This window comes from Paenibacillus sp. J22P90 (genome assembly GCF_059692195.1).
The window spans coordinates 297,002-320,166 of the sequence record NZ_JCAUAY010000003.1; the positions used below are offsets into that span (position 1 = coordinate 297,002).

The following is a 23,165-nucleotide window of genomic DNA, read 5'->3' on the forward strand; positions in this document are numbered from 1 at the left end:
TCTCTTATTGTACATGAGAATTCGGAAATGTTCACGTTTATCTAGTGCATGCAGGCGAAGCAGCTGATTTAGTCCTATCGGACTAATGCATGTGCAGCATATTTAGCGCGATAAAAAAACTGCTTGCAAGTAGATTATCTACCTGCAAGCAGTCTCACAATCTTATGGTAAATTCGACGATCCCATCAAGAAGCGATCCACTTCACGCGCTACCGCACGGCCCTCGTTGATGGCCCATACCACGAGACTTTGCCCGCGGCGCATGTCGCCAGCAGCGAAAACCCCTTCTACGTTCGTAGCGAACTTCCCGTAGTCGGCTTTTGCATTGGAGCGCTCGTCTTTAGCTACGCCAAGCTGATCTAAAACAGTGCTCTCTGGTCCCGTGAAGCCCATGGCAATCAACACCAGCTGCGCTGGGTAAACCTTTTCGCTGCCTGGCACTTCAACCGGCACGAACGCACCCTTCTCGTTCTTCTGCCACTCGATCAGAACCGTGTGCAGCTCCTTCAAGTTGCCGTTCTCATCCCCCACGAATTTCTTGGTGTTGATCAAGTACGTACGCGGATCTTCACCCTGAAGCGCAGCTGCCTCCTGTTGACCATAGTCCACTTTCAGCACCTTCGGCCATTCCGGCCAAGGGTTGTTCGCTGGACGTGTTTCCGGCGACTTCGGCATGATCTCGAACTGCGTCACACTCTTACATTTATGACGAATGGAAGTACCTACGCAGTCAGTTCCTGTGTCACCACCGCCGATAACGATAACGTCTTTGCCTTCGGCGGAAATGAATTCACGATCGGCATGCTCGGAGTCGAGCAAGCTTTTTGTGTTTTTGCTGAGGAATTCCATCGCCAAATGCACGCCGCCGAGCTCACGGCCCTCGATCGGAAGATCGCGGCCTTTCGTAGCTCCGCCGCACAGGACGATCGCATCGAATTCCTCTTGCAGTTTCTCAATCGGATAGTTCACACCGACATGCGCACCTGTAACGAACGCTACACCTTCAGCTTCGAGCAGATCCACACGGCGCTGGACATACTTTTTGTCCAGCTTCATGTTCGGGATACCGTACATCAGCAAGCCGCCAACACGGTCGGCCCGTTCAAACACAGTAACCCAATGCCCAGCTTTGTTCAGCTGCGCAGCTGCCGCAAGCCCGGAAGGACCTGAACCAACAACCGCAACCTTTTTCCCTGTGCGCGTTTCCGGCGGTTCAGGCTTGATCCAGCCCTCATCAAACCCTTTATCGATGATGGCTTTCTCAATGCTTTTAATCGTAACCGGCGTATCCTTCAAGCCTACGGTACAAGAGCCTTCACAAGGCGCTGGACACACACGGCCCGTAAATTCCGGGAAATTATTCGTTTTGTGCAGACGATCCAAAGCTTCACGCCATTGACCGCGATACACGAGATCATTCCACTCAGGAATGAGGTTGTTCACTGGGCAACCAGCGGCCATGCCGCTGATTAATGCCCCTGTGTGGCAGAAAGGAATCCCGCAATCCATACAACGGGAGCCTTGTGTTTGTAATTTATCTTGCGTGAGCGGTGTCGCAAACTCTTTCCAATGGCCGATTCGGACCAGAGGAGAAGCTTCGGATGCCACTTCACGAGCGTGTTCTATAAAACCGGTTGGTTTACCCATTTACGTTTAATCCCTCCTGAGTTTCGTTAGTTTCCACCGACGCGGGAAACATCTCTCATATTCGCCTCGAAAGCAACCATGACCGCTTCTTGCTGGCTAAGACCGGAGCGTTTCACCTTCTCGATAGCATCAAACATCCGTTTGTAGTCCTTCGGTATAACCTTCACGAACTTCCAAACGTACTCATCCCAGTGTTGAATGACTCGGTGGGCAACGCTGCTATCCGTAAATGTGGCATGATGCTGGATCATCGTTTTCAATTCATTCATCTCATACGTTTCTTCCAGCTGTTCCAGGTAAACCATCTCTTTATTCACTTTGCTTTGGAAGTCACCCTTCTCATCCAATACGTAAGCGATACCGCCTGACATACCAGCAGCAAAGTTGCGCCCTGTTGAACCAAGAACAACAACACGACCACCTGTCATGTATTCACAACCATGATCGCCAACACCTTCAACGACAGCACGCACACCACTGTTTCTCACACAGAAGCGTTCGCCCGCGATACCACGGATGTAAGCATCTCCATCTGTTGCACCGTAGAAAGCGGTATTTCCGATAATCACGTTCTCTTCAGGTACAAAAGCGGACTTGCTCGATGGGAAAATAGCCAGCTTACCGCCGGACAATCCTTTCCCTACGTAGTCATTGGCATCACCTTCTAGGGACAGTGTGATCCCTTTCGGAACGAATGCGCCAAAGCTTTGACCTGCTGAGCCTTCAAAATGAAGACGAATCGTATCGTGCGGCAGACCTTCCACGCCATGACGGCGAGTCACTTCACTGCCCACAATCGTTCCGACAACACGGTTAACGTTCGTAATTGGCAGAATCGCGTGAACGTGCTCTTTGCGCTCGATCGCTGGCTCACAAATCTCAAGCAGCTTCGTCATGTCCAGGGAGCGATCTAAGCCGTGATCCTGCGCCATTTGGCAGAAGCGACCGACTTCTTCGCCCATGTCTGGTTGGTGCAGCAGCGGCGAAAGATCGACGCCTTTGGCTTTCCAATGCTCGACGGCTTGCTTGGACTCCAGAATATCTGTGCGTCCAACCATCTCCTCAATCGTGCGGAAGCCAAGCTCTGCCATCATTTCACGCACATCATTCGCGATGAACGTCATGAAGTTAACAACATGCTGTGGATCCCCAGCAAATTTCTTGCGAAGCTCCGGATTTTGCGTAGCGACCCCAACCGGACAAGTATCCAAGTGGCAGACGCGCATCATCACGCAGCCGATTGTAATTAGTGGTGTCGTTGCGAAGCCGAACTCCTCGGCACCGAGCAGGGCAGCTACGACAACGTCGCGCCCTGTCATCAGCTTGCCGTCTGTCTCGACGACGATACGGCTGCGCAGATTGTTCAGGACGAGTGTCTGATGCGTCTCCGCCAGACCGAGCTCCCACGGCAGTCCCGCGTGACGAATACTCGTCTGCGGTGACGCGCCTGTACCTCCGTCGTAGCCGGAGATAAGGACAACGTCCGCTTTCCCTTTGGCTACGCCGGCAGCGATCGTGCCAACACCCACCTCGGATACCAGCTTAACGCTGATTCGTGCCCGTGGGTTGGCGTTCTTGAGATCGTGGATCAGCTCTGCGAGATCCTCGATCGAATAAATATCATGATGCGGCGGCGGCGAAATCAAGCCTACGCCTGGCGTAACACCGCGAACCTCGGCTACCCAAGGGTACACCTTGGTTCCCGGCAGCTGACCGCCCTCGCCGGGCTTCGCGCCCTGCGCCATCTTGATCTGAATCTCGTCAGCGTTGACGAGATAATGGCTCGTGACGCCGAAGCGGCCGGACGCCACCTGCTTAATGGCACTGCGGCGAAGATCGCCGTTCGCATCCGGTGTGAAGCGTTCCGGATGCTCCCCGCCTTCGCCGGTATTGCTCTTACCGCCGATGCGGTTCATCGCAATCGCGATCGTTTCGTGCGCTTCTTTGGAGATGGAGCCGTAGGACATGGCTCCCGTCTTGAAGCGCTTGAAGATCGATTCGATCGGCTCAACCTCTTCGATCGGAATCGGTGTGCGCCCTGCCTTGAAGCTCAGCAGTCCGCGCAAAGCCATATATTTCTCGTCTTCACGTTTGACGAGCTTGCTAAAGTTCTTATACATCCCGTAGTTGTTGCTGCGAACTGCGGATTGCAACGCATGCACAGTTTCCGGGGTATAAATGTGATCTTCCCCGTCACGGCGCCATTGCAAGTCTCCGCCTGTATCGAGCACACGGTCGCGGCCCTCTTGCTCGGAGAACGCGCGGTTGTGGCGCATGATCGCTTCCTTCGCGACCACATCGATGCCGATACCGCCAACTGGCGTATACGTCCAAGTAAAGTAGCTGTCCACCAGCTCTTGGCTCAAGCCAATCGCTTCAAAAATTTGCGCTCCGCGATAGCTCTGAATGGTGGAAATCCCCATTTTCGCCAATACTTTAACTACACCCTTCGTAACCGCTTTGATGTAGTTGTAAGTAGCCTTCTCATGATCAACGCCAACAAGCTGCTTACGCTGAATCATGTCATCTAGCGTTTCTAGTGCCAGATAAGGGTTAATCGCCCCAGCTCCATAACCGAGCAGCAAAGCAAAATGATGCACTTCACGCGGTTCACCCGACTCCACGAGCAAACTAACTTTTGTTCGAGTGCCTTGGCGAATCAAGTGGTGGTGCAAACCTGACGTTGCCAATAACGCTGGGATCGGTGCGTTAACACGATCTACGCCACGGTCAGACAAAATAAGAAGCGTAGCTCCGTCCACAATCGCTTGATCCGCAGCCTTGTACAAAGCTTGCATCGCACTCTCTAGACCAGCTGTACCAGCTGATGCTTCGAAAAGCGTTGGCAACGTGACCGTTATGAAGCCATCACGCTGGATATGACGCAGCTTCGCCAACTCTTCATTGGAGATGAACGGCGATTTCAAACGGATTTGGCGACAGCTCTCTGGCTCTGGCTTAATCAAGTTGCGCTCTGGTCCAATCGTCGTCCCCTGTGCCGTAATAATTTCCTCAAAGTTCGCATCAATTGGCGGGTTCGTTACTTGTGCGAACAATTGTTTGAAATAGTTATAAAGCAGCTGCGGACGGTCTGAAAGCACCGCAAGCGGAGCATCCGTACCCATGGAACCGATCGGATCCACACCTGTTTTGCCCATAGGCTCAAGGGTCTTGCGCAGTTGTTCGAAGGTATAGCCAAACGCTTGCTGACGCTGCAGTATCGTGTCATGGTCAGAGCCAAGTACAATTGGCGCATCTTCCAGATCCTCTAACGAAACGAGATGCTCGTTCAACCAATCCCGATACGGCTGCTCGCTAGCGATGCCGCTCTTGATTTCTTCATCCGTCACGATGCGGCCTTCCACGGTATCTACAAGGAGCATACGTCCCGGTCTCAAACGGTCTTTGTACAAGATGCGCTCAGGCTCGATATCCAATACGCCTACTTCAGAAGCAAGCACGATCAGATCGTCCGTCGTGACATAGTAACGCGAAGGGCGCAAGCCATTGCGATCCAAAATCGCGCCGATTTGGCTGCCGTCTGTGAAGGCAATCGCAGCAGGCCCATCCCACGGCTCCATCAAGGTGCTGTGATACTCGTAAAACGCTTTCTTTTCATCATCCATGCTTTCATGTTTGGACCAAGGCTCTGGCACCATCATCATAGCAGCATGCGGCAAAGAACGACCCGAGAGCATCAGAAACTCAAGCGTATTATCAAACATTTGGGAATCGGAGCCATCGGTATCAATGACAGGAAGAATGCGTTTGAAATCTTCACCAAACAGTTCGGACTCGCACATCGCTTGACGCGCGTGCATCCAGTTCACGTTTCCGCGAAGCGTATTGATTTCACCATTATGAATCAAATAGCGGTACGGATGCGCACGTTCCCAGCTTGGGAAGGTGTTCGTACTGAAACGAGAGTGAACGAGCGCTAAGGCAGAGTCTACCTTTTCGTCTTGTAATTCCACGTAATACGCATCCACCTGCTCAGGTGTTAACATACCTTTGTAAACAATCGTTCTGCTAGACAAGCTAGAATAGTAAAATTGCGCTCCCGGCAGGGAATTTTTGATAGCGTTTTCAGATAATTTACGAATAATATATAACTTGCGCTCAAAATCCAGATTCGTTGCAATATCCGCGCTTTGGCCGATAAAGACCTGACGAACATAAGGTTCCGCTGATTTCGCCGAATCTCCTAAGGAACTGTTATTTGTTGGAACTGTTCTCCATCCAAGGAATTGCTGGCCTTCTTGTTTGACAATTCGCTCAATTGTACTCTCGCAGGCTTGACGCGCCTCTAATTCCTGAGGCAAATACACCATGCCTACGCCATAGCTGCCTGAAACTGGAAGTTTAATGTTCTCTTGTTCACAGGCAGATTGGAAATACGTATCTGGAATTTGCATCAAAATACCCGCGCCATCCCCCGTATTTTGTTCACAACCTTGCCCGCCGCGATGATCCAAATTGCAAAGTACACGAAGCGCTTGCTTGACGATGGCATGAGATTTGACACCCTTGATATTGGCGACAAAGCCTATACCGCAAGCATCATGCTCATTCCTCGGATCGTACAATCCCTGTTTGGGAGGTAATCCATTAATAGTCATGTTGTGCAACCTTTCTTCCCTCGTTTTTGCTGGACTTTGTTAAACGCCTGCTTTAAAGTGCTAAAAAGTAAAGATTGAAAGCTACATATTTCGACTACAACCGCAATAAGTAGAGGAAATATTCTCAATATTTTTTATATTATATTAACACTTGGTTTCCCATAGTTCAATTTAAAAATATTTAAATTGAAAAGGTTTTCATATTAATAGAATTGCCGCCTAAATCATATTGTATAGACGCGAGTATTTATCTCTTTTCCTATATAAATACGACAAGCTGTGCATGTGATAGCAAACTTTCTATGTTTCATGCTATGATAACAATTACCGCTGCAAGAACAACATCCAGATCCCACATCTTAGGAGGAGCTCTGTTTGAGTATACAGCATACTTTTGTGGACGGCATGATTAGCGAGCCTCTGTACCAATGGCAGATAGAAGCTCATCCGGTTGAAATTGAGCTATTTCGCTCAAAGCCGGTTCGCCGTTTAAAATTTTTACACCATTTCGGAGCATCTGCTCTGTTTTCACCACTTACACATTCACGATTCGAACATACGGTTGGCGTTTGGTCACTCATGGCTCACTTTTGCCCGGAAGAACCACTTCTGCGCATCGCGGCGTTACTCCATGATATCGGGCACTTGCCCTTCTCCCATGCGGTTGAACGAACACTTGGGTATAATCATCACCGTCATACGGAACAGCTGATCGGGCAGGGCGTTGTTGCTGACATTTTGATTAAGCACGGCATTTCACCACCGACCATTATCGAGCTTTTGAAGCAAGAAACACCGCTAACGAACAAATCAACCATTATCGGTTTTGATCATCTGGATAGCTTTCTGCGTGACACCTACTATGCTGGACTGCGGACAACGATGTCACCCTCTGAGCTTGTAAAAGGGCTTCGCTTACGCGGCCCCTACATCGAAGCGGATGAGGCAGCCGCTACAGCGCTTGTTGATGCGATTGTGGAAGATCATCGCCTCTTCCTTCACCCGCAATTTCTTGCCATGGATGCGCTGCTGGCAAAAGCAACGGCTCATCACTGCGAGTCCAATCCAAGCATGAGGGATCGTATTCCTGCATTGATGGATCACGAATTGATCCAGGAATTGCTGCAGAGTAACAACGAAACGGCACGAGAAACCATTCAGGTGCTCATGTACGAGCCGCATCGTATTCAAATTATGCAGGAACCTGTTCCTGGCAGCATTGAAGTCAAGATCGGGAAGCTTTACAAGAAGCAGCCTTTACTTGGCGATAAACCTGCATCCGAGGTTAGCTTTGACATTGCCATGAAGCTGGCTGAGTTGGATAGCATGGCGGCGACATACTTTTTCACGATATAATTCGCATTTCGCATTTATTGAATTTACATATCATACATCCGCAGAAGGGACTGTCCCAGTTTTGGCTAAATTGTATTTTCGTTATGGCACAATGAACAGCGGTAAATCGATTGAAGTCCTACGCGTTGCTCATAATTATGAGGAGCAGGGCAAAAAGGTGCTTCTCCTCACTTCCGTTGTGGACGATCGCTTCGGAGTTGGTAAAGTCGTTTCCCGCATTGGTATGCAAAAAGGAGCCATCGTTGTCGATGAGCATTTAGATATGGTCGCCCTCGCGCAGACCGAGCGTCCGAATTGTATTTTGGTCGACGAGGCTCAGTTCTTGAACAAAGCTCAGGTCGCTCAGTTGATTGAAGTGGTCGATGAGCTCGACATTCCAGTCATCGCTTACGGGCTTCGAGCTGATTTTATGGGACAATTATTCGAAGGCAGCAATTCTCTTTTAGCAGTGGCTGATACAATTGAGGAAATCAAAACCGTTTGTTGGTATTGCGATAAAAAAGCCATCATGAATATGCGCTGCAAAGACGGCACACCTATTTTCCATGGCGAGCAGATCCAAATTGGCGGGAACGAAAGCTACGTGCCAGTATGCCGTAAATGCTACGCGTCCAAAAAGAAAGCTGCTCAAATCTAGAGATGACAAACATTGAAAGGTGAGTTCCTTGCGTAAAAAACGGATTTTGCTATTATCTGAGGGCTTTGGGAAAGGTCATACACAAGCTGCTCACGCGTTGTCTGGCGAGCTTCGGCAATCCTCATCAGACATGATTACACGCGTGATTGAGCTTGGCGCTTTTTTGCATCCTACCTTAGCACCTTGGGTCTTCTCGGCATACCGCCGCACGGTGACTTCACAACCAAGACTGTATGGTATGCTTTATCGTAATCACTATGACAAAAGGCCGAGCCGCGTAGCCAGTCTCGTGCTGCATCGCATCTTTTACGCGCAGGCGAAGTCGGTCATTAAGCAGTTAAAGCCGGATTTGATCGTCTGCACACATCCATTCCCGAGTATTATTGTTTCTCGGCTGAAACGCGCGGGACTCCAGGTTCCGCTCTTCACCGTCATCACGGATTATGATGTGCATGGCACCTGGATAGACTCGGCCGTTGACAAATATTTGGTGTCCACGCCGCTTGTGAAAGAACGTCTCCTGGACTGCGGCGTGCAGGACAAGCATATTGAGGTAACAGGGATTCCCGTTCACCCTAACTTCCGCAAAGCGCATAGTAAGGAACATATCCGCCAGGAATTCGGACTTAAAGCCATGCCAACGGTCATGGTGATGGGCGGAGGCTGGGGCGTTTTCAAGAAAGAAGAAAAAGAAGAGCTTCTGACCTACTTAGCGAGTTGGAGCAAAGATATTCAACTGCTCATCTGTCTCGGCACCAATGAAAAAGCGCGTCTGCAGCTGCTGGAAGAAGATGCTTTCCGCCAGCCGAATGTCCACCTCATTGGCTACACAACGGAGATTAGCAAGCTGATGGACATTTCCGATCTACTGATCACGAAGCCGGGCGGAATGACCTGTACCGAGGCGATGACCAAAGGTATCCCGATGCTGTTCTACAACCCGATTCCTGGACAGGAAGAGAAAAACTGTTCCTATTTCCAGGAAAATGGATACGGACAACGCATCACATCCTTGTCGATGATTGACCATTGGTTCAAGCTGCTGCTTGAGCAATATCCTGAACTGGATAAACGGAGAACGGACATCCGTGAAGGCAACAATGAGGATGGAAAAAGCTGCGCTGCAGCTATCCTCGCCTATCTCGAACAGTCGGATAAGCGTTCCTATATTCAGGCATCATCAAAAACACCGCTCATACAATGGTAGTAATCATTGTGAGGGCGGTGTTTTGTTATGAATCCCATTCACCGATTCGGCAAGCAGGCTATTTTCGGCTATTTAATGATGTGGTTTGTCGGCAGCCTATGGATGATGGCTGTGCTAGGCAGCACAACCTTTGAGAAAAAGGTGATGGGCGTTGATTTTCTCCTCTTTCATGAGTATGCGATCTTTGGCTTTGCAGGAGCGCTAGGCGGTTCCTTATACGGCTTACGCATGTTTCATGAGCACTATCAAGAACTTACCACACAGTGGATCTACTGGTACCTCATGCGGCCTATTCTTTGCTTCGGCTCTGCGATTGTTACCATTATTTTATTCCAGAGCGGGATTATGATTCTCGAGGTCGACGACTCTATGCCAGCGCGTATTTCTCTCGCCTTTTTGACGGGCTATGGGTACGGGAAGTTTATGGAGAAGCTTCGCGATCTTACATCGACGTTCTTTAACGGGAAAAATACGAATGGCACGAACGGAAATGGAAACGGGAGTGATACGCCTACGAAGTAAGTAGGCGTTTCACTCCCGTTTCATTCATACGCTTAACATTGGCCTGCTAGCTTCAGGGTGCGTTTCACGAATCGCGCGGCAAACACTTTTAGCGCAGCATAGTCGGAGATGTTAATTTCGTACTGGCCTTCTACTAGACATTGCCGCAGATCATCAATGGTTTCGCATTCCTTGAATAATCTATTTCTGACACAACCAAACTGTACGGGCAAGTGCGAGTCACTGCCGCATACAACTGGTTTGCCTAGCCGCTGTCCCAACTGCTGTAAGCTTGCGATCGTATCTTTCTGCTTTGCGACATCTTTCCCGTTCAGATCAAACGCATCAAACCGTCGTAATTGCACATCACTCAAATGGGTTAGCGGAGTGGAAATCCGCGTAGGATGAGCACCTATTTTAAGCACATTGAATCGTTCGGCTGTACCTAGTACATCCTCAAAAGTCGGAAACTTCGCTTTTTCTGTTTTACCCTTAAACGCCTTGCGTATGGTCCCAATGTCCTCACGGTTCCCGATTAACAGAATATGCCCCTTCTCCCGAATATCCACTTCCATCCCAGCGAATACCTTAAACCCATCCACATCATAGTAATCATGGTGATACGGGAAATGTTGATTGAGCGTCGTGTAAATATCTTCATAGCGTTTCGTGTTAAAATGCTCCGTTAAGGCTAACGCATCTAAACCGTTCTTTTGGGCGCTGCGCACCATTTTCATAAAATAATCGAGTTGAAAATCGATCTTTTTGGACATTTTCGTATGGGTATGAAAGTCTATCCACATGATCTTTCCCTCATTTCTGGTTACAAATAAAAAATAGTCCCTATCACATACAGGCCTATTACATACAGCAATGTGCCTCCAATAAACATCGCATCTTTATAAGATAATTGTAGATAGGATAACTTCATTCTTTTGGCCTCTTTACTATGAAGGGAGTACGTAAAACCTTTCACCTCAAGCGCCTCTACCGTCGTACGTGTACGTTTGGCCGTATTCAGCAGCATCGGATAGAAGGCAAGAATCGCAATTTTACATAGATAAAACAGCTTTCTCACACTTCCTTCCGGCATGCGGCCTCGAAGACGATACGAGTATATAATATGCTGGTACTGTTCGATTAAAATGGGAATCATACGATATCCATATGATATGCCAAAGCATACTTGTGCGGGCACCCCCAGACTTAATAGCGCGTCGCTGAATTTCTCCGGATTGAGACTGGTAAAGACCGCAACACTGACTAAGGCGACAGACAACAGCTTTAATGTCAACGTAATCATAGCCGTGAAAGCTTGTATATCACCGCCGAGGATGAGCGTCAGCACAATTAAATACAGCAAGTTGCATATGGTGCTAACGGCCATCAAGGCCATAACGAGTCCACTGACACGAGAGATTAAAGCAAGTACGAGCATCGTCATAAATAAGACGATCAGCAACGCTTGATTATACATAAACCAAGGAAGGATGGCGAAAAGCATATACCACAGCAATAACACGCGCGGGTCAAATTTGGTTAGAAACGTTGTGTTTGGCACAAAAACTATTTTGAGTAATGTCAGCTTGAGCCGCTCGATCGATAGATTAGTTAACAGCTTGTTGATCACGTGTCTCTTCCTCCCTCAGCAAGCGCTGCCTGGCGCAAAACGCGTCTACACTTAAGGCAGGCGGATGCATGCCTATAGCAAGGCTAAGCGATACAATTTGCGGAGGCTGTAACCCCGCCTTGTTCATGAGATGAGTGTCAGTGAATAAAGCTTGCGCCGTCGTATCAGCCAACACTTCTCCCTGCCCAAGTACGATAATTCGGTTTGCCCAGTCTGCTGCCAGCTGCATATCATGGGTTGCAATGATTACCGTTTTCACCTTGCTGCCAATTCGACTCAGCATGTTTACAACTTGCTTACGGCTAGCTACATCTAGACTGGCTGTTGGCTCATCCAGCAGCAACAGCTCTGGGCGCATGCCCATACCAATTGCAAGCGAAGCTCTTCGCTGTTGTCCACCGCTGAGTAATCTGCCGTCCTGCTCTTGAATTTCCTTCAAGCGAAAATCTTCGAGTAATTGATCCACATCGTCATTGTAGTTGGAGACGTTACGTGCTTTCTGAAAAAAAGCAATATCCGAGCAAATGTTATCCGTGATGAACATTTCCTCGGGCTGTTGATAGATGAAAGCCACATGCTCGGCTAATCGCTCTGGCGTAACCTTGCAAGTATCGCTGCCCCGAACGTAAACCGTGCCTTGGGATGGTTTCGTCAACCCCGTCATTAACTTCAGCAACGTCGATTTTCCAGCTCCATTCCCACCCACAAGTGCGATACGTTCTCCCTCAAAGAAATCAAGGTTGATCTGATTCAGCACGGTTTTTTCGGAACGCTCCAACACCGTTAGATGCCTTTGAGAAACGTTACGAAACTGAGCAATGAAATCCCGTTTTTCTTCGTGGATTTGGGGTTGAACACGATTTACTGCAAGTTCGTCTTTTTGAAACACCTCTACGCCTTCCAGAAGTCGAACAGGGTAGGGTTTACGTTCTGGCTGTAATTGATAAGCCGCTTGGGTAACCTGCGGTGGATAGATGTTGCGCGCAAGCAAGGCCTCTACCTCATTGAGTGCACTTGCGGTTTCCTTTTTCCAGACCAGATTACCTTGATCCATCAGAATGGCATGCTTACAATATTCCGCAATAAATTCAGTATGGTGCTCTATGACAATAATCGTTGTACCATACCTTAAATTCATCGTTTTAAGCGCTTCGTAGATATGAACGGCGTTCAGCGGGTCAAGTTGTGCGGCTGGTTCATCCACGACGAGAACAGAGGGCTCCATGACAATGGCGGCTGCAAGAGCCACCATATGCTTTTGTCCCCCGCTCAGCTGCCATATGTATTTATGCTGGATCGAGGTTAGACCGAGCAGCTCCATGATTTCCAATGCTTTTTCACGATAATCTGCATATCCGTAATTCATTCTGGCAAAAATCAGCTCTTCCAACACAGTAGGCCGAACTAACTGATTCTCGAAATCCTGATACACATAACCTACGTGCTTTGACATCTCCGACACCGTGCTTTGCAGCGGATTTAAAGAACATACGTTAATCTCGCCATCAAAGTCACCTGCATAAAAGTGAGGGATCAGTCCATTCAACGCTTTACACAGCGTGGATTTGCCGCTGCCATTGCTCCCCATGACAGCAATAAAATCCCCTGCATTAATTGTCAATGTAACCTGGTGGAGCGCCATGCGCTCCGATCCAGGATAGCAGAACGAGACATCCTTGAGTGCAATAACACCCTTAAGTTCAACAACACCGTCTGTTGTCATCATACTCTCTCAGCACGAGAGCCATTTCCACGTCGTGAAGCAAGCCCGATTAACGTGACAGCGACGGCAACCAATGCTGCAATTCCGATACCAACCCAGATAAAGCCGCCTCCGTATTGATCAACAAAATCTGGTTTCCACTCGCCAAGCTCAATGGATTCACCCAATACACCAAGCAACACGGCAAGGATAAATACGCCAACACTTAGGGCAAGTACCGTTCCTGCTGCTGCGCGATACATCCCGTTGGTGCGCGGTTTCATGCCCAGCAACGGCTCCAGCTTACCGTGCAGCTTAGGAATCATAAACATGGCTGGGATAATCCCTACAATTAATCCTGCAACGATCCACTCATTCAAATTTTCGATTAATTCAAGAAAAACGATACTTTGCGGTAACCCCTCAATGGCTTCAAATTCTTTTACACCAACAGAGACTTTAATAATGTCGGAAACCCCGCTCAGCATCTGGTCAATGCCAATACCAATCATGCCTGCAATAGCAATGTTCACTTTACTTTTGGCATTGGTAACTAACAGGCCAGCAATATAGAGACCGATAAATAACGTTAGGACACCTTCAAACTCCCCAATCCCGCCGAAATCCCCCATCAGTAAATCTCCAAAAATAACTTCACCGATTGCCGCGCCGAGGGCTGCGTAAAAAGGGTTGAATAACATAACTAGAATGAGTGCAACAAACCCGAAGTACGGGACACCGATTTCAATCGGTCCGAAACCGACATCAGGAATCAACTCCGTTACCAAATCTGCTAATCCGAAAAGAGCCATAGATAAAACGAAGACCATTAAATTTTGTGACTGATTCCGCTGCTGTTGATTCGTTAGTGTTTTACTCATTCCCATAACCTCCCAATTTCTTCTTCTCCTTCATCGTAATTGGGAAGTGTTAAATGTGCGTTAAGCTAGTTTGTTTAATTTGTAAAAATAATTTCATTATTATATTAAGTGAAATATTTTTTACATTTATCTATTGAGCTATGCATGCTGTTATGGTAAAACTAAGCTGACGACGAGAGGATGATGTGCGTGAAATCCAAACGATTTGAAGCTGAAGCCTTATCCGCAGGACATCAAAAGATTGCTGATTTCATTACAAAGAACACCCATCAGATTGCTTATATGACCGAACAGGACATTGCCGACCAATTAGGCATTAGCATTGCAACTGTGTCCAGATTCTGGAAAGCAGTCGGCTACTTGAATTTCAAAGAATACAAGCGCCTGCTGCAAGAAGAAGCCGTCCCTACACCTGCGTTAAAAATGAAAGATAAGCTGCAAAAAGTAGCCGACGACGATATCGTTGGAAAAATGATGGAGCTTGAAATGAATCATCTGGCTGTGACGATGGAACGGTTATCGCGCGAGGATTTTAATCGTTCCGTGCAAGCGATTATGAAAGCCAATCAAATCCTTGTGTATGGTTCCGGGCCTTCGTATGCACTGTGCGAATTGCTGTATTTTCGATTGAACCGTTTCGGTTACCGTGTCAACCATATAAGCCGAGGCGGTTCTGAGCTGTTCGAGTCGGTCTCGCAAATTAGAGAGAATGATGTGTTGATTGTTTTCGGCTTTTCCAATACACCGCCGGAAGCCAAGCTTCTTCTTGAAATGGCGATGGCCACGCATTGCACCTCTATTCTTGTCACAGATCTCTTAGTATCCGAGCTTGTGGATGCGGCAACCCATGTCTTATATACCTGCAGGGGTGAAAAGCAGGAATTTCATTCTATGGTGGCACCTGTAGCACTCATAGATTCACTAACCATCGCGCTCGCTAAGCAGGACGAGCAGCGCGCTATTCCTCATCTGCAGCGATTATACGATTTGCGTCAGAAGCATGCTTCTTCGTTGCAGTATAAGCGTTAGTTTTAAGGGGGGCGGCTGGCTGTGCAATCAGGGTCAGGTGTTTCTGGAGGACAGTTAGTCGGTTTCATCGACTAAAACCAGCCTCAAGGCCACTTCTGATGCCGAGTTAGTCGGTTTCGGCGACTATCTCCAGCCCAGGGCCACTTCTGATGCCGAGTTAGTCGGTTTCGGCGACTATCTCCAGCCCCAGGGCCGCTTCAGATACCGAGTTAGTCGGTTTCGGCGACTATCTATTGCCTTAGGGCTGCTTCTGGGAGGCAGTTAGTCGGATAAAATCGAGTTACAAGTAGCGGCAGAGGCTATTGGAGTAGCCTAAGGCGATAGAATCGAGTTACAAGTGGCGACCGAGGCTATTGAGGTAACGTAAGGCGATAAAATCGAGTTACAAGTAGCGGCAGAGGCTATTGGAGTAGCGTAAGGTGATAAAATCGAGTAACTCCTACATGCCAGTCGCCTCCCTCGACTGCGCCACAAAAAAAGCCACCGCGCAAAAACAGCCGCGGTGGCCCATTACATCAAGGTGCATCAAACGTATGCACCTTGTTCCAGTTCACACCACCGCTGCGGGTGGTGTACATAACGCTCGGCTGCTCATTATCATTCGTGATGAGCCAGCCGCTATTCGCGTCTGCCATGCCCAGCAGCAGCTCGCCATACCCCGTGAACGACTCCGTGCCGTTCACCCAGGTCTTGCCGCCGTCCTTCGTCCAGCCGACGGAGTTTGGCTTGTCGCACGCCGGGCAGCTGCCGCCCATAAAGGCTACGTCGGTGTTCAAGACGTAGAGCGGGCCGGGCTTCGAGCCCGTGTTCTTCGGCCCCTTATTCTCCCCGCTAGGGAAGCCTGGGGCCGGGCCGCCGCCAGCCGTGCTGTTCACCAGCACGGTCTGCCAACTCTTCCCACCATCCCGTGTATGGAACAGCGAATACGACGTTTGTGACATCCCTGATTCCCCAATCAGCTCGATCCACGCGTCATCTACGCCCGCCGAGCGAATAACGGTGCCAGTCAATGTCGCCACGGTTGAGCGTGACATGACAGTTTTCCAATTTTGCCCGCCATCTTGCGTCCGCAATACCTCGATCTTATCCTTCACTTGTCGAACAGCCCAGCCATTCTTACGGTCATGAAAGTAAGCATCCCCAATCGTATCTGCGGGAACTGGAAGCTTCACCCATTTCACTCCACCATCTACAGTCTGCGCATTGCCGCTAAAAGCCTCCTGCTTCGACACGAAGTGGAAAAACGCTTGATTCGGTACTGTCCCTACAGCTGACCAATGTGCACCGCCATCATGGGTACTTAACAGCTTCCCTGTTGCCTTTTCGGTGGCCCACGCATCCTGATCATTCAGAGCAAAAATCTGCCCGACTTCACCAGTTCCCGTAACTTGCACCTGCCACTTCCCACCGCCATCATCGGTGCGAGCGATCCAGCCCTTGCCGCCAATCCAGCCTTTCCCCGCATCAGCAAGCCTTACAGCAGTTACCCCTTGCATACGAGGTGCTGATGTGCCTTCGTTACCTTTCGTAGGTGCCGTTGTAGGCTCAGGCGTCGTAGCAGTTGCTGAAGGCGTCGGCGAGGCCACCGCACTCGGTATTGGTGATTCCGAAACCGTCACGTTTCCGCTAGACTGTCCAGAAGATTTACATCCTGTTAGGGTGAGGGTTGTTAGCGCCAACAGCAAGATTGTTCTTTTTAGCATCATCATTACTCCCTTCACTTCCATGTGTAGTTGATACTTCATTGACGTTATCTAGGAGGGAAAAGTTGAGGTTACATTCTACCATCTTCTCCATTTTGAGAGAAAATAGGCATGACTCATCCCGCTGTGGAATACAATCGTAAACAAGAAGGGGGACATTGTTACGGAAAGGGAAAGGGAGGAGGATCTGTTGAAATTCATTTGGGGCAAAAAGGAACTCACCTTCATGATCATTCCGGGTGCCAACCGCCATACCGTAAGATTCAAGCTTCCGCACAGTAGTCTTTATATTGTGCCAAGTGTGATCCTGCTTGTTTTGATTGGTTTTACGGTGACGATTTACTTCATGAATACCCATTCTCATCAAACTCAAAACAGTATGCAGCAAGCTTTCGATGGACAAGAACGTCAGTTGGTTGATCAAATCACACATAAAACAAGTGAAATTGAGCAGCTGCAGATTGATTTGATTGATCTGGCTCAGCAGGCCGAAGAGTTTAAGGTCAAGTTAGAAGAAATTAAGAAAATAGATCATGTCATAGAGCTCATGAGTCAGCCGGAAAGCACAAACGGGACAAGCAAAAAAACAGCTGCTACGAAACCAGTAAATGGAACTGGATCAACGCTCGATATTGGCGGAAGCGACACTCCGGTCACTTCAAATGACGTATCATCCCTCGTGAGCTCGACCAAGCAGGGGCTTTTTTCATTAGTTGGCGATATTAATGCGCTTCTCGACAATTTGAGTAAGTCGGAAGCCAAAATTAAAGAAGCCGAATACATGCGCAGCATTACGCCTACGATCTGGCCCATCACCTCGCACAGCATTACCTCTGGCTTCGGTGTCCGCATTGACCCGTTTACTTCAAGACCCTCCATGCATACTGGATATGATATCGACGGCGAGTACAACGACCCTGTTTATGTAACGGCTGCAGGTAAAGTCAAAGCTGTGGGCTATGATGGCGAGTTTGGCAACTATATCATCGTTGATCACACGCGAGGCATTGAAACAGAGTATATGCATTTGAATAAAATACTGGTAAAACGCGGAGAATCTGTAACAAAAGGTCAACAAATCGGTCTTGTTGGTTCTACCGGACGCAGCACGGGCTCCCATCTTCATTATGAAGTTCATAAAAATGGTATCCAGATTGACCCTAAACCTTATCTCATTTCAGATCGAAAGGATGAACGCAAATGATAGGAAGCTCGAAATTGAAACGGATAGATGCAAAAACAACGGATACCCTGATCGGAGGCAGTACGATCTGTGAAGGCAAAATTATGTCTGAAGCCAGCCTTCGAATTGAGGGCCAAATGAACGGCGATATCGAATGCGCCGGTGACATTACGATTGGTGAGAACGCTGTCGTCCAATCGAATATCCACGCGCGCGATGTGATCGTAGCTGGCAAAGTAAAAGGCAATATCTACACAAAAGGCAAGCTGATCGTGACCAGCTCAGGTGTGTTAATAGGGAATATTGATGTGCGATCCTTCATTATCGAAGAAGGCGGCATCTTCCAGGGAAGCAGTGCAATGAATGCAGCAGGAGCGGTACAAGTGGATAAAAGCAGTGGGGATAAGAATAGTGGCGGCAAGGTCATCGATGCCAAGGCGCATAAACAGCAAAAAAGCGAACAACAGGCTGCTTCCGGCGGGAATTAACCCAGCGGTCTACATATACAAAGAGCTCGTCCTATCCCCTCTAAGGGGATGCGACGAGCTCTTTCTCAATTTCCGGATTTCACCTCGGCCAACATGGAGAGGTCCACGAACTTGCTCAAGTCCAGCTCCTCCGGCTTGATGCCTTTGATGTACCTAGCGCCGATGGACACCTTCGCCATCTCCTCCATCACCTTGACGTCAACTTCAGTGGTCAGCTTCAGACGGCTGAGCGAGGCCTTGATCAAGCTCTTGTCCATGCCCTTTCCGCTATATTGCTTCAACTGATTGTTGATCAGGTCAAACGCTTGGTCGGGACTGTTCTGAATGAACGCGATGCCGTCCATGTTCGCTTTGATGGCACCTTTCACGATGTCGCGATGCCGTTCGATAAACTTGTCACTGGCGACCATGATGACCGTTGGGTAATCGCCATGGTTTGGCGGGATCGCCTGCCAATCGGCGACGACTTTGCCGAGCCCTGCCTTTTCAATCTGCGTTCCCCATGGCTCAGGGACTAAGGCGGCATCGATTTCTTTCTGCCGGAAAGAGATCAGCGTATCTGCCGGTGAACGGACGATGAGATGCGCGTTATCTGCGCCACGTCCGAGTGAGATGCCAGCTTGCTGCAGCAGCAAGCGCAGCGATATTTCATTCGTGTTCCCCTTGGCGGGGATTGCGATGGTTTTATCTTTTAAGTCCGTGACGGCTTGAATACCTGTATCCGATCTCGCTACCAGCACGGCGCCGCCGTTATTCGAGCCAGAGACAACGCGGAAATTTCCGCTTTTTAAGAAAAAGGTCGTTGCAGGTCCTGGTCCTACAAAACCGACGTCAATATCCCCCGTCGCCATGGCGATAGACAGATCCGAACCATTGTCGAAGGGCGTCACCTCGATCTTCACTTCAGCGCCCCATTCGCGGGCAAAATACCCTTTTTCCAGCGCGATGTAGGCGGCGGCATGGGTCACATTTTTGAACACACCGACCCGAACAACCTGAGGCTTACCTGAGGCGGTCAGCTTCTCCTCACATGCGCTCAAGAGCGTAACGACAAGCAAAAGCAGAAAAAGTGGAAGTACTTTGATGCGTCGTTTAGCCATCCCGTCCACTCCCCTACGACTTGGAGCCAGCGAGGCCGTAGCGCTCTAGCACTTTATCTTCTAGTTTTTTGAAGCAGAAATGGTCTGAAACCGTGCCTAGCACAGCGATAATGATGACGATACAGAGCATCAGCGAGGTGTCTCCGAGATTCCGTCCGTCCTGCAAAAGCTGACCCAGCCCAGCACCCTTGGCGATCAGCTCCCCCGCAACGAGTGCGCGCCAAGCGAACGCCCATGCGGTACGTACCCCATTAATCAAATGCGGAAAAGCAGCCGGAATCATCACTTGGAGGAACAGATTGAACCCATTACCCGTTCCCATTGTCTGGGCAGCACGCAAATAAATCGGCGGGATGTTTTTGATCCCTGTCCGGCTTGCCAAAGCCATCGTCCACGTGGCACCAAGCGTCGTAATGAAAATAACCGAAGATTCGTTAAGACCGAACCAGATAATGGCAAAAGGCAGCCAAGCAATACTCGGAATCGTCTGCAAGGAGACCACGAGAAAACCGATTGTATCATCAAGCCAGCGATAGCGGGCAAATAAGAACCCTAGTGTCGTCCCTATGGCGAGGGATAAGGCAAAAGATAAGAGCAGCCGCATCATACTCGCTCCAGCTGCTTCCAGCAGCTCTCCATGCACGATGCCGTCATAGAACGCTTGCAGCGTCTGTGTAACGGAAGGGAACTTCCAGCCCCAGCCGAAGACTCTATATCCCGTCTCCCAAGCTATCAAAAGTAGTACCAGGAAAATCGTTCTTCTTAATGCTGTACTCATCGCCAGTCTCCTCTCTCACAACCTTCTCCAGCTCATCCGCCAGTGCGTCCATAATCAACGCCTCCATATGATGAAGCACGGAATCTGCGCTATCGCGGGGTCTCGCGGCTTTGACAGCGAATTCTTTTTTGATCGTGCCAGGGCGTGTAGACATCACCAAAACCCGATCCGACAAAATAACCGCTTCGCGAATATTGTGGGTAATGAAGAGAATCGTTTTGCGCGTACGCATCCAAATTTCTTCCAATTCTTTATGCAAAATAAGGCGTGTTTGCTCGTCCAGTGCCGCGAAAGGCTCGTCCATCAGCAAAATTTCCGGATCCATCGCCAGCGCTCTCGCAATGGCTGCCCGCTGTTTCATTCCCCCTGAAAGCTCATGCGGATATCGGTCTGCGAAGCGGCTGAGGTGCACAGCTTTGATCTGTTCCATCGCCATCTCATGGCGCTCTTTCTTCGCGATCCCCTTCTGCTTCAGGCCGAAGGCAACATTGTCTAGCACCGTCAGCCATGGAAACAGACCATGCTCCTGAAACACGACGACGCGATCCGCTCCGGCGCCTGTTACCTTTTTCCCATTAACCTGAATGGTGCCTTCAGACTGCGTATCAAAGCCTGCGACAAGGTTCAAAACTGTCGACTTCCCGCAGCCTGAAGGGCCTAGCAGGGAGACGAACTCCCCTTTTTGAATCGTTAGTGTGATATCATCCAACGCTTTGTAATTGCCGCCGATACGCTGGTTGAACGTCTTGCTGACTCCCTTAATCTCGATCAAGCTCTCTCATCCCCCACGTTGTCGCGTTAGAATAACATTTTCAAGCCTGCCAAGCCGATTCCGATAATGAATCCACAAATGGCACCGTTCACCCGAATCCATTGCAGATCGCTGCCGATCTTGTCTTCCATGAGTTCCGTTAACTTCTCGTTATCGAGTTTGTCTAGGTTCTCTTTGACCAGTTGGCCGATTTTACTGTGATTTTGTTCCACATAAGACGTGATTTGCTCTTGAATCCAGTTCTCGCCGCGGTGCAGCATATCGGGATTTTCACGGATGGAAAGCAGCATTTTGCGGATGATTGGCACCACGTGCTGAGGGACAAAATCCGGCTCATCGATGAAGGCTTCTGCCTTCTCTTTTAATTTGGTGAGCATAAGAGTTAGCTTCTCATCCAGGTCAAACAGTTCAGGAAGCTTGGTTTTCAGTGACTCTAACTCCGCTAAAAGCTGTGGATTGCGTTCCAGCTTGTGCAGCTCATTCCGGATAAAAGTAAGCACGGATTCCCGACGCGGATGGTGCTTAGTACGCATTTGGTCGATGTAGCTTAACACGAAATTCTGGATGATACCGCCGATTTTCTCCTCGTTCACCATCCCAATAAACGCATTCACGGCAAAAGCCATGAAGCCATTGGACTGCAAGCCTTCGAATGCTTTAATCGCCATCGCGCCTAGTTGGTCGCGAGTATCCGCTTTGATCGCCCATGCTGCCACTTTGTCGAGGACAAAATCAAACGTTTTGCCGTCGTAGCCGCCGTCTTCGATGCTATTCACGATGGTGCGTACGAGACGACTCGTATCTACATCTTGGAGCGCTTTATGAATTTCCTCTGCTAAGAGCGGAGCTAATTTCTCTAGGTCAATCGCTTGGAGCGCTTGCTTCGCTAGCGCAGTGAGCCCTTTGTGCAGGGACTCATTGTCCAGTTGCTTGTCCGCCAGCTCAAGGCCGCGCTCCAAGAACCGAATTTGCTGCAAACGTTGTCGAATCGTTTCTTTGGAAAGCAGCTCGTTCTGCACGGTGGAGACAAGCGCCTTCGTGATCTTCTCCCGGTTGTTCGGCAGTAGCGCCGTGTGCGGGATTGGAATACCAAGCGGGTGACGGAACAAGGCGCTGACTGCGAACCAATCGGCTAGTCCGCCGACAACGCCGGCTTCGAAGCCTCCTTGCAAGAACGCTCCCCATACGGTATCGGATACCGGAATCGTAGCCAAAAAGCCCGCGCCCATAACGCCTAGTGAAACCGTTGCTATATACTTTGCTTCTTTTTTCATCGTCGTAACATCTCTTTCCGCGTGAGGTTGATGAATCATTCTTTTTATTTTATCACAAATTGGAAGGAAAGGTGGTAGCGGGGTTAGAGACTTACTCGTAGCTCTACAAATCCAACTTTGCGCCTCGGTCGCGCTCATTGTTTTCAACTAATTTAAACTTTATGTGACTCCGACTCATCCCTGCTCGCCCATGCATGTTGAAATAAGTGGAGAATATGCAGCTACAGTAAATCGGTATAAATGGGGGATTCTGCAGATTTAAGTGGAGAAATCCAGTTATTTGTGGTTAGGGTTGGGGAAGGTGGTATGGGATAGGTGGTATGGGATAGGTGGTATGGGATAGGTGGTATGGGATAGGTGGTATGGGATAGGTGGTATGGGATAGGTGGTAGGTGGTAGGTGGCAGGCGGTCGGTTACTGGGGATCGAGTAGCAGTTAGTTGGTATAGAAATGAAGGTGAACGAGTGACAAATAGTGTTATTAAGCATTAAAACTATTGTGGAACTGTGGGCACCATAAATCAACTGGCGCCGGCAACCAGCATACGCTCCAGTGGTTGAGAAATGCAAAAAGGCAACTTTTCCCCATCAAATATACGATTTCAACTAAAATTGATGCAAAAAGGCATCCATTTTGGTGTTTTCAGCTCTTTTCAGAC

General features: G+C 49.1%; 18 protein-coding genes. 7 read left to right on the top strand and 11 right to left on the bottom strand.

All coding sequences use genetic code 11. The annotated features are described in order from the left end of the window. Positions 1–162: 162 nt before the first annotated feature. Together AC58UX_RS11690 and gltB are read right to left on the bottom strand one after the other, a co-directional pair. Complete coding sequence (locus tag AC58UX_RS11690; RefSeq protein WP_497252681.1) at positions 163–1,647, bottom strand: glutamate synthase subunit beta; 1,485 nt, start codon at positions 1,645–1,647, stop codon at positions 163–165. 26 nt (positions 1,648–1,673) lie between these two features. After that, positions 1,674–6,266: a glutamate synthase large subunit gene (gene gltB, locus AC58UX_RS11695; RefSeq protein WP_497252683.1), complete on the bottom strand. Its 4,593-nt coding sequence runs from the start codon at positions 6,264–6,266 to the stop codon at positions 1,674–1,676. 375 nt (positions 6,267–6,641) lie between these two features. Between gltB and AC58UX_RS11700 the strand changes: the two genes are divergently transcribed. The 4 genes from AC58UX_RS11700 (at position 6,642) to AC58UX_RS11715 (ending at position 9,988) form a co-directional block, all read left to right on the top strand. Continuing rightward, positions 6,642–7,622, top strand: a complete 981-nt coding sequence (locus AC58UX_RS11700) for an HD domain-containing protein (RefSeq protein WP_497252685.1) — start codon at positions 6,642–6,644, stop codon at positions 7,620–7,622. Positions 7,623–7,683: 61 nt separating this feature from the next. After that, positions 7,684–8,259, top strand: coding sequence for a thymidine kinase (locus tag AC58UX_RS11705; protein WP_497252687.1), 576 nt, complete (start codon positions 7,684–7,686; stop codon positions 8,257–8,259). A 28-nt stretch (positions 8,260–8,287) separates the two neighbouring features. Further along, complete coding sequence (locus tag AC58UX_RS11710) at positions 8,288–9,466, top strand: MGDG synthase family glycosyltransferase (protein WP_497253639.1); 1,179 nt, start codon at positions 8,288–8,290, stop codon at positions 9,464–9,466. 27 nt (positions 9,467–9,493) lie between these two features. After that, positions 9,494–9,988: a hypothetical protein gene (locus AC58UX_RS11715; protein WP_497252689.1), complete on the top strand. Its 495-nt coding sequence runs from the start codon at positions 9,494–9,496 to the stop codon at positions 9,986–9,988. Between the two features lie 32 nt (positions 9,989–10,020). On the opposite strand, the gene AC58UX_RS11720 is transcribed toward AC58UX_RS11715, so the two are convergent. Genes AC58UX_RS11720 through AC58UX_RS11735 form a run of 4 tightly spaced genes read right to left on the bottom strand, consistent with a single transcriptional unit; the run spans position 10,021 to position 14,180 of the window. Next, positions 10,021–10,770: a PHP domain-containing protein gene (locus AC58UX_RS11720; protein WP_497252691.1), complete on the bottom strand. Its 750-nt coding sequence runs from the start codon at positions 10,768–10,770 to the stop codon at positions 10,021–10,023. A gap of 20 nt (positions 10,771–10,790) precedes the next feature. Further along, complete coding sequence (locus tag AC58UX_RS11725) at positions 10,791–11,597, bottom strand: energy-coupling factor transporter transmembrane component T family protein (RefSeq protein ID WP_497252693.1); 807 nt, start codon at positions 11,595–11,597, stop codon at positions 10,791–10,793. Then, positions 11,575–13,320, bottom strand: coding sequence for an ABC transporter ATP-binding protein (locus AC58UX_RS11730; protein ID WP_497252694.1), 1,746 nt, complete (start codon positions 13,318–13,320; stop codon positions 11,575–11,577). Before AC58UX_RS11730 ends, AC58UX_RS11725 begins: the two co-directional genes overlap by 23 nt. Then, positions 13,320–14,180 carry a DUF8171 family membrane protein gene (locus AC58UX_RS11735; RefSeq protein WP_497252696.1) on the bottom strand — a complete coding sequence of 287 codons (861 nt, stop codon included), beginning with the start codon at positions 14,178–14,180 and terminating at the stop codon, positions 13,320–13,322. Before AC58UX_RS11735 ends, AC58UX_RS11730 begins: the two co-directional genes overlap by 1 nt. A gap of 189 nt (positions 14,181–14,369) precedes the next feature. Here AC58UX_RS11735 and AC58UX_RS11740 point away from each other — a divergent pair, with 189 nt between their 5' ends. Continuing rightward, entirely contained in the window at positions 14,370–15,209 is an 840-nt protein-coding gene (locus AC58UX_RS11740; RefSeq protein ID WP_497252698.1) for a MurR/RpiR family transcriptional regulator, read from the top strand. Between the two features lie 515 nt (positions 15,210–15,724). Here AC58UX_RS11740 and AC58UX_RS11745 read toward each other — a convergent pair. After that, complete coding sequence (locus AC58UX_RS11745; RefSeq protein WP_497252700.1) at positions 15,725–16,912, bottom strand: YCF48-related protein; 1,188 nt, start codon at positions 16,910–16,912, stop codon at positions 15,725–15,727. Positions 16,913–17,102: 190 nt separating this feature from the next. Here AC58UX_RS11745 and AC58UX_RS11750 point away from each other — a divergent pair, with 190 nt between their 5' ends. Both AC58UX_RS11750 and AC58UX_RS11755 read left to right on the top strand, forming a co-directional pair. Further along, complete coding sequence (locus AC58UX_RS11750; RefSeq protein WP_497252702.1) at positions 17,103–18,116, top strand: peptidoglycan DD-metalloendopeptidase family protein; 1,014 nt, start codon at positions 17,103–17,105, stop codon at positions 18,114–18,116. A gap of 14 nt (positions 18,117–18,130) precedes the next feature. Further along, the gene (locus AC58UX_RS11755) at positions 18,131–18,583 is read left to right on the top strand and encodes a bactofilin family protein (protein ID WP_497252704.1); all 453 of its coding nucleotides are present in this window, start codon (positions 18,131–18,133) and stop codon (positions 18,581–18,583) included. Between the two features lie 65 nt (positions 18,584–18,648). Here AC58UX_RS11755 and AC58UX_RS11760 read toward each other — a convergent pair whose 3' ends face one another. Genes AC58UX_RS11760 through AC58UX_RS11775 form a run of 4 tightly spaced genes read right to left on the bottom strand, consistent with a single transcriptional unit; the run spans position 18,649 to position 22,507 of the window. Beyond that, a complete protein-coding gene (locus AC58UX_RS11760) occupies positions 18,649–19,683 on the bottom strand; it encodes an ABC transporter substrate-binding protein (protein WP_497252706.1) in 1,035 nt (344 codons plus the stop codon). Positions 19,684–19,696: 13 nt separating this feature from the next. Next, positions 19,697–20,461, bottom strand: a complete 765-nt coding sequence (locus tag AC58UX_RS11765) for an ABC transporter permease (RefSeq protein ID WP_497252708.1) — start codon at positions 20,459–20,461, stop codon at positions 19,697–19,699. Further along, positions 20,394–21,233 (bottom strand): ABC transporter ATP-binding protein, encoded by an 840-nt coding sequence (locus AC58UX_RS11770; protein WP_497252710.1) that lies wholly within the window; start codon positions 21,231–21,233, stop codon positions 20,394–20,396. Before AC58UX_RS11770 ends, AC58UX_RS11765 begins: the two co-directional genes overlap by 68 nt. A gap of 26 nt (positions 21,234–21,259) precedes the next feature. Continuing rightward, complete coding sequence (locus AC58UX_RS11775; protein ID WP_497252712.1) at positions 21,260–22,507, bottom strand: DUF445 domain-containing protein; 1,248 nt, start codon at positions 22,505–22,507, stop codon at positions 21,260–21,262. Between the last annotated feature and the right edge of the window lie 658 nt (positions 22,508–23,165).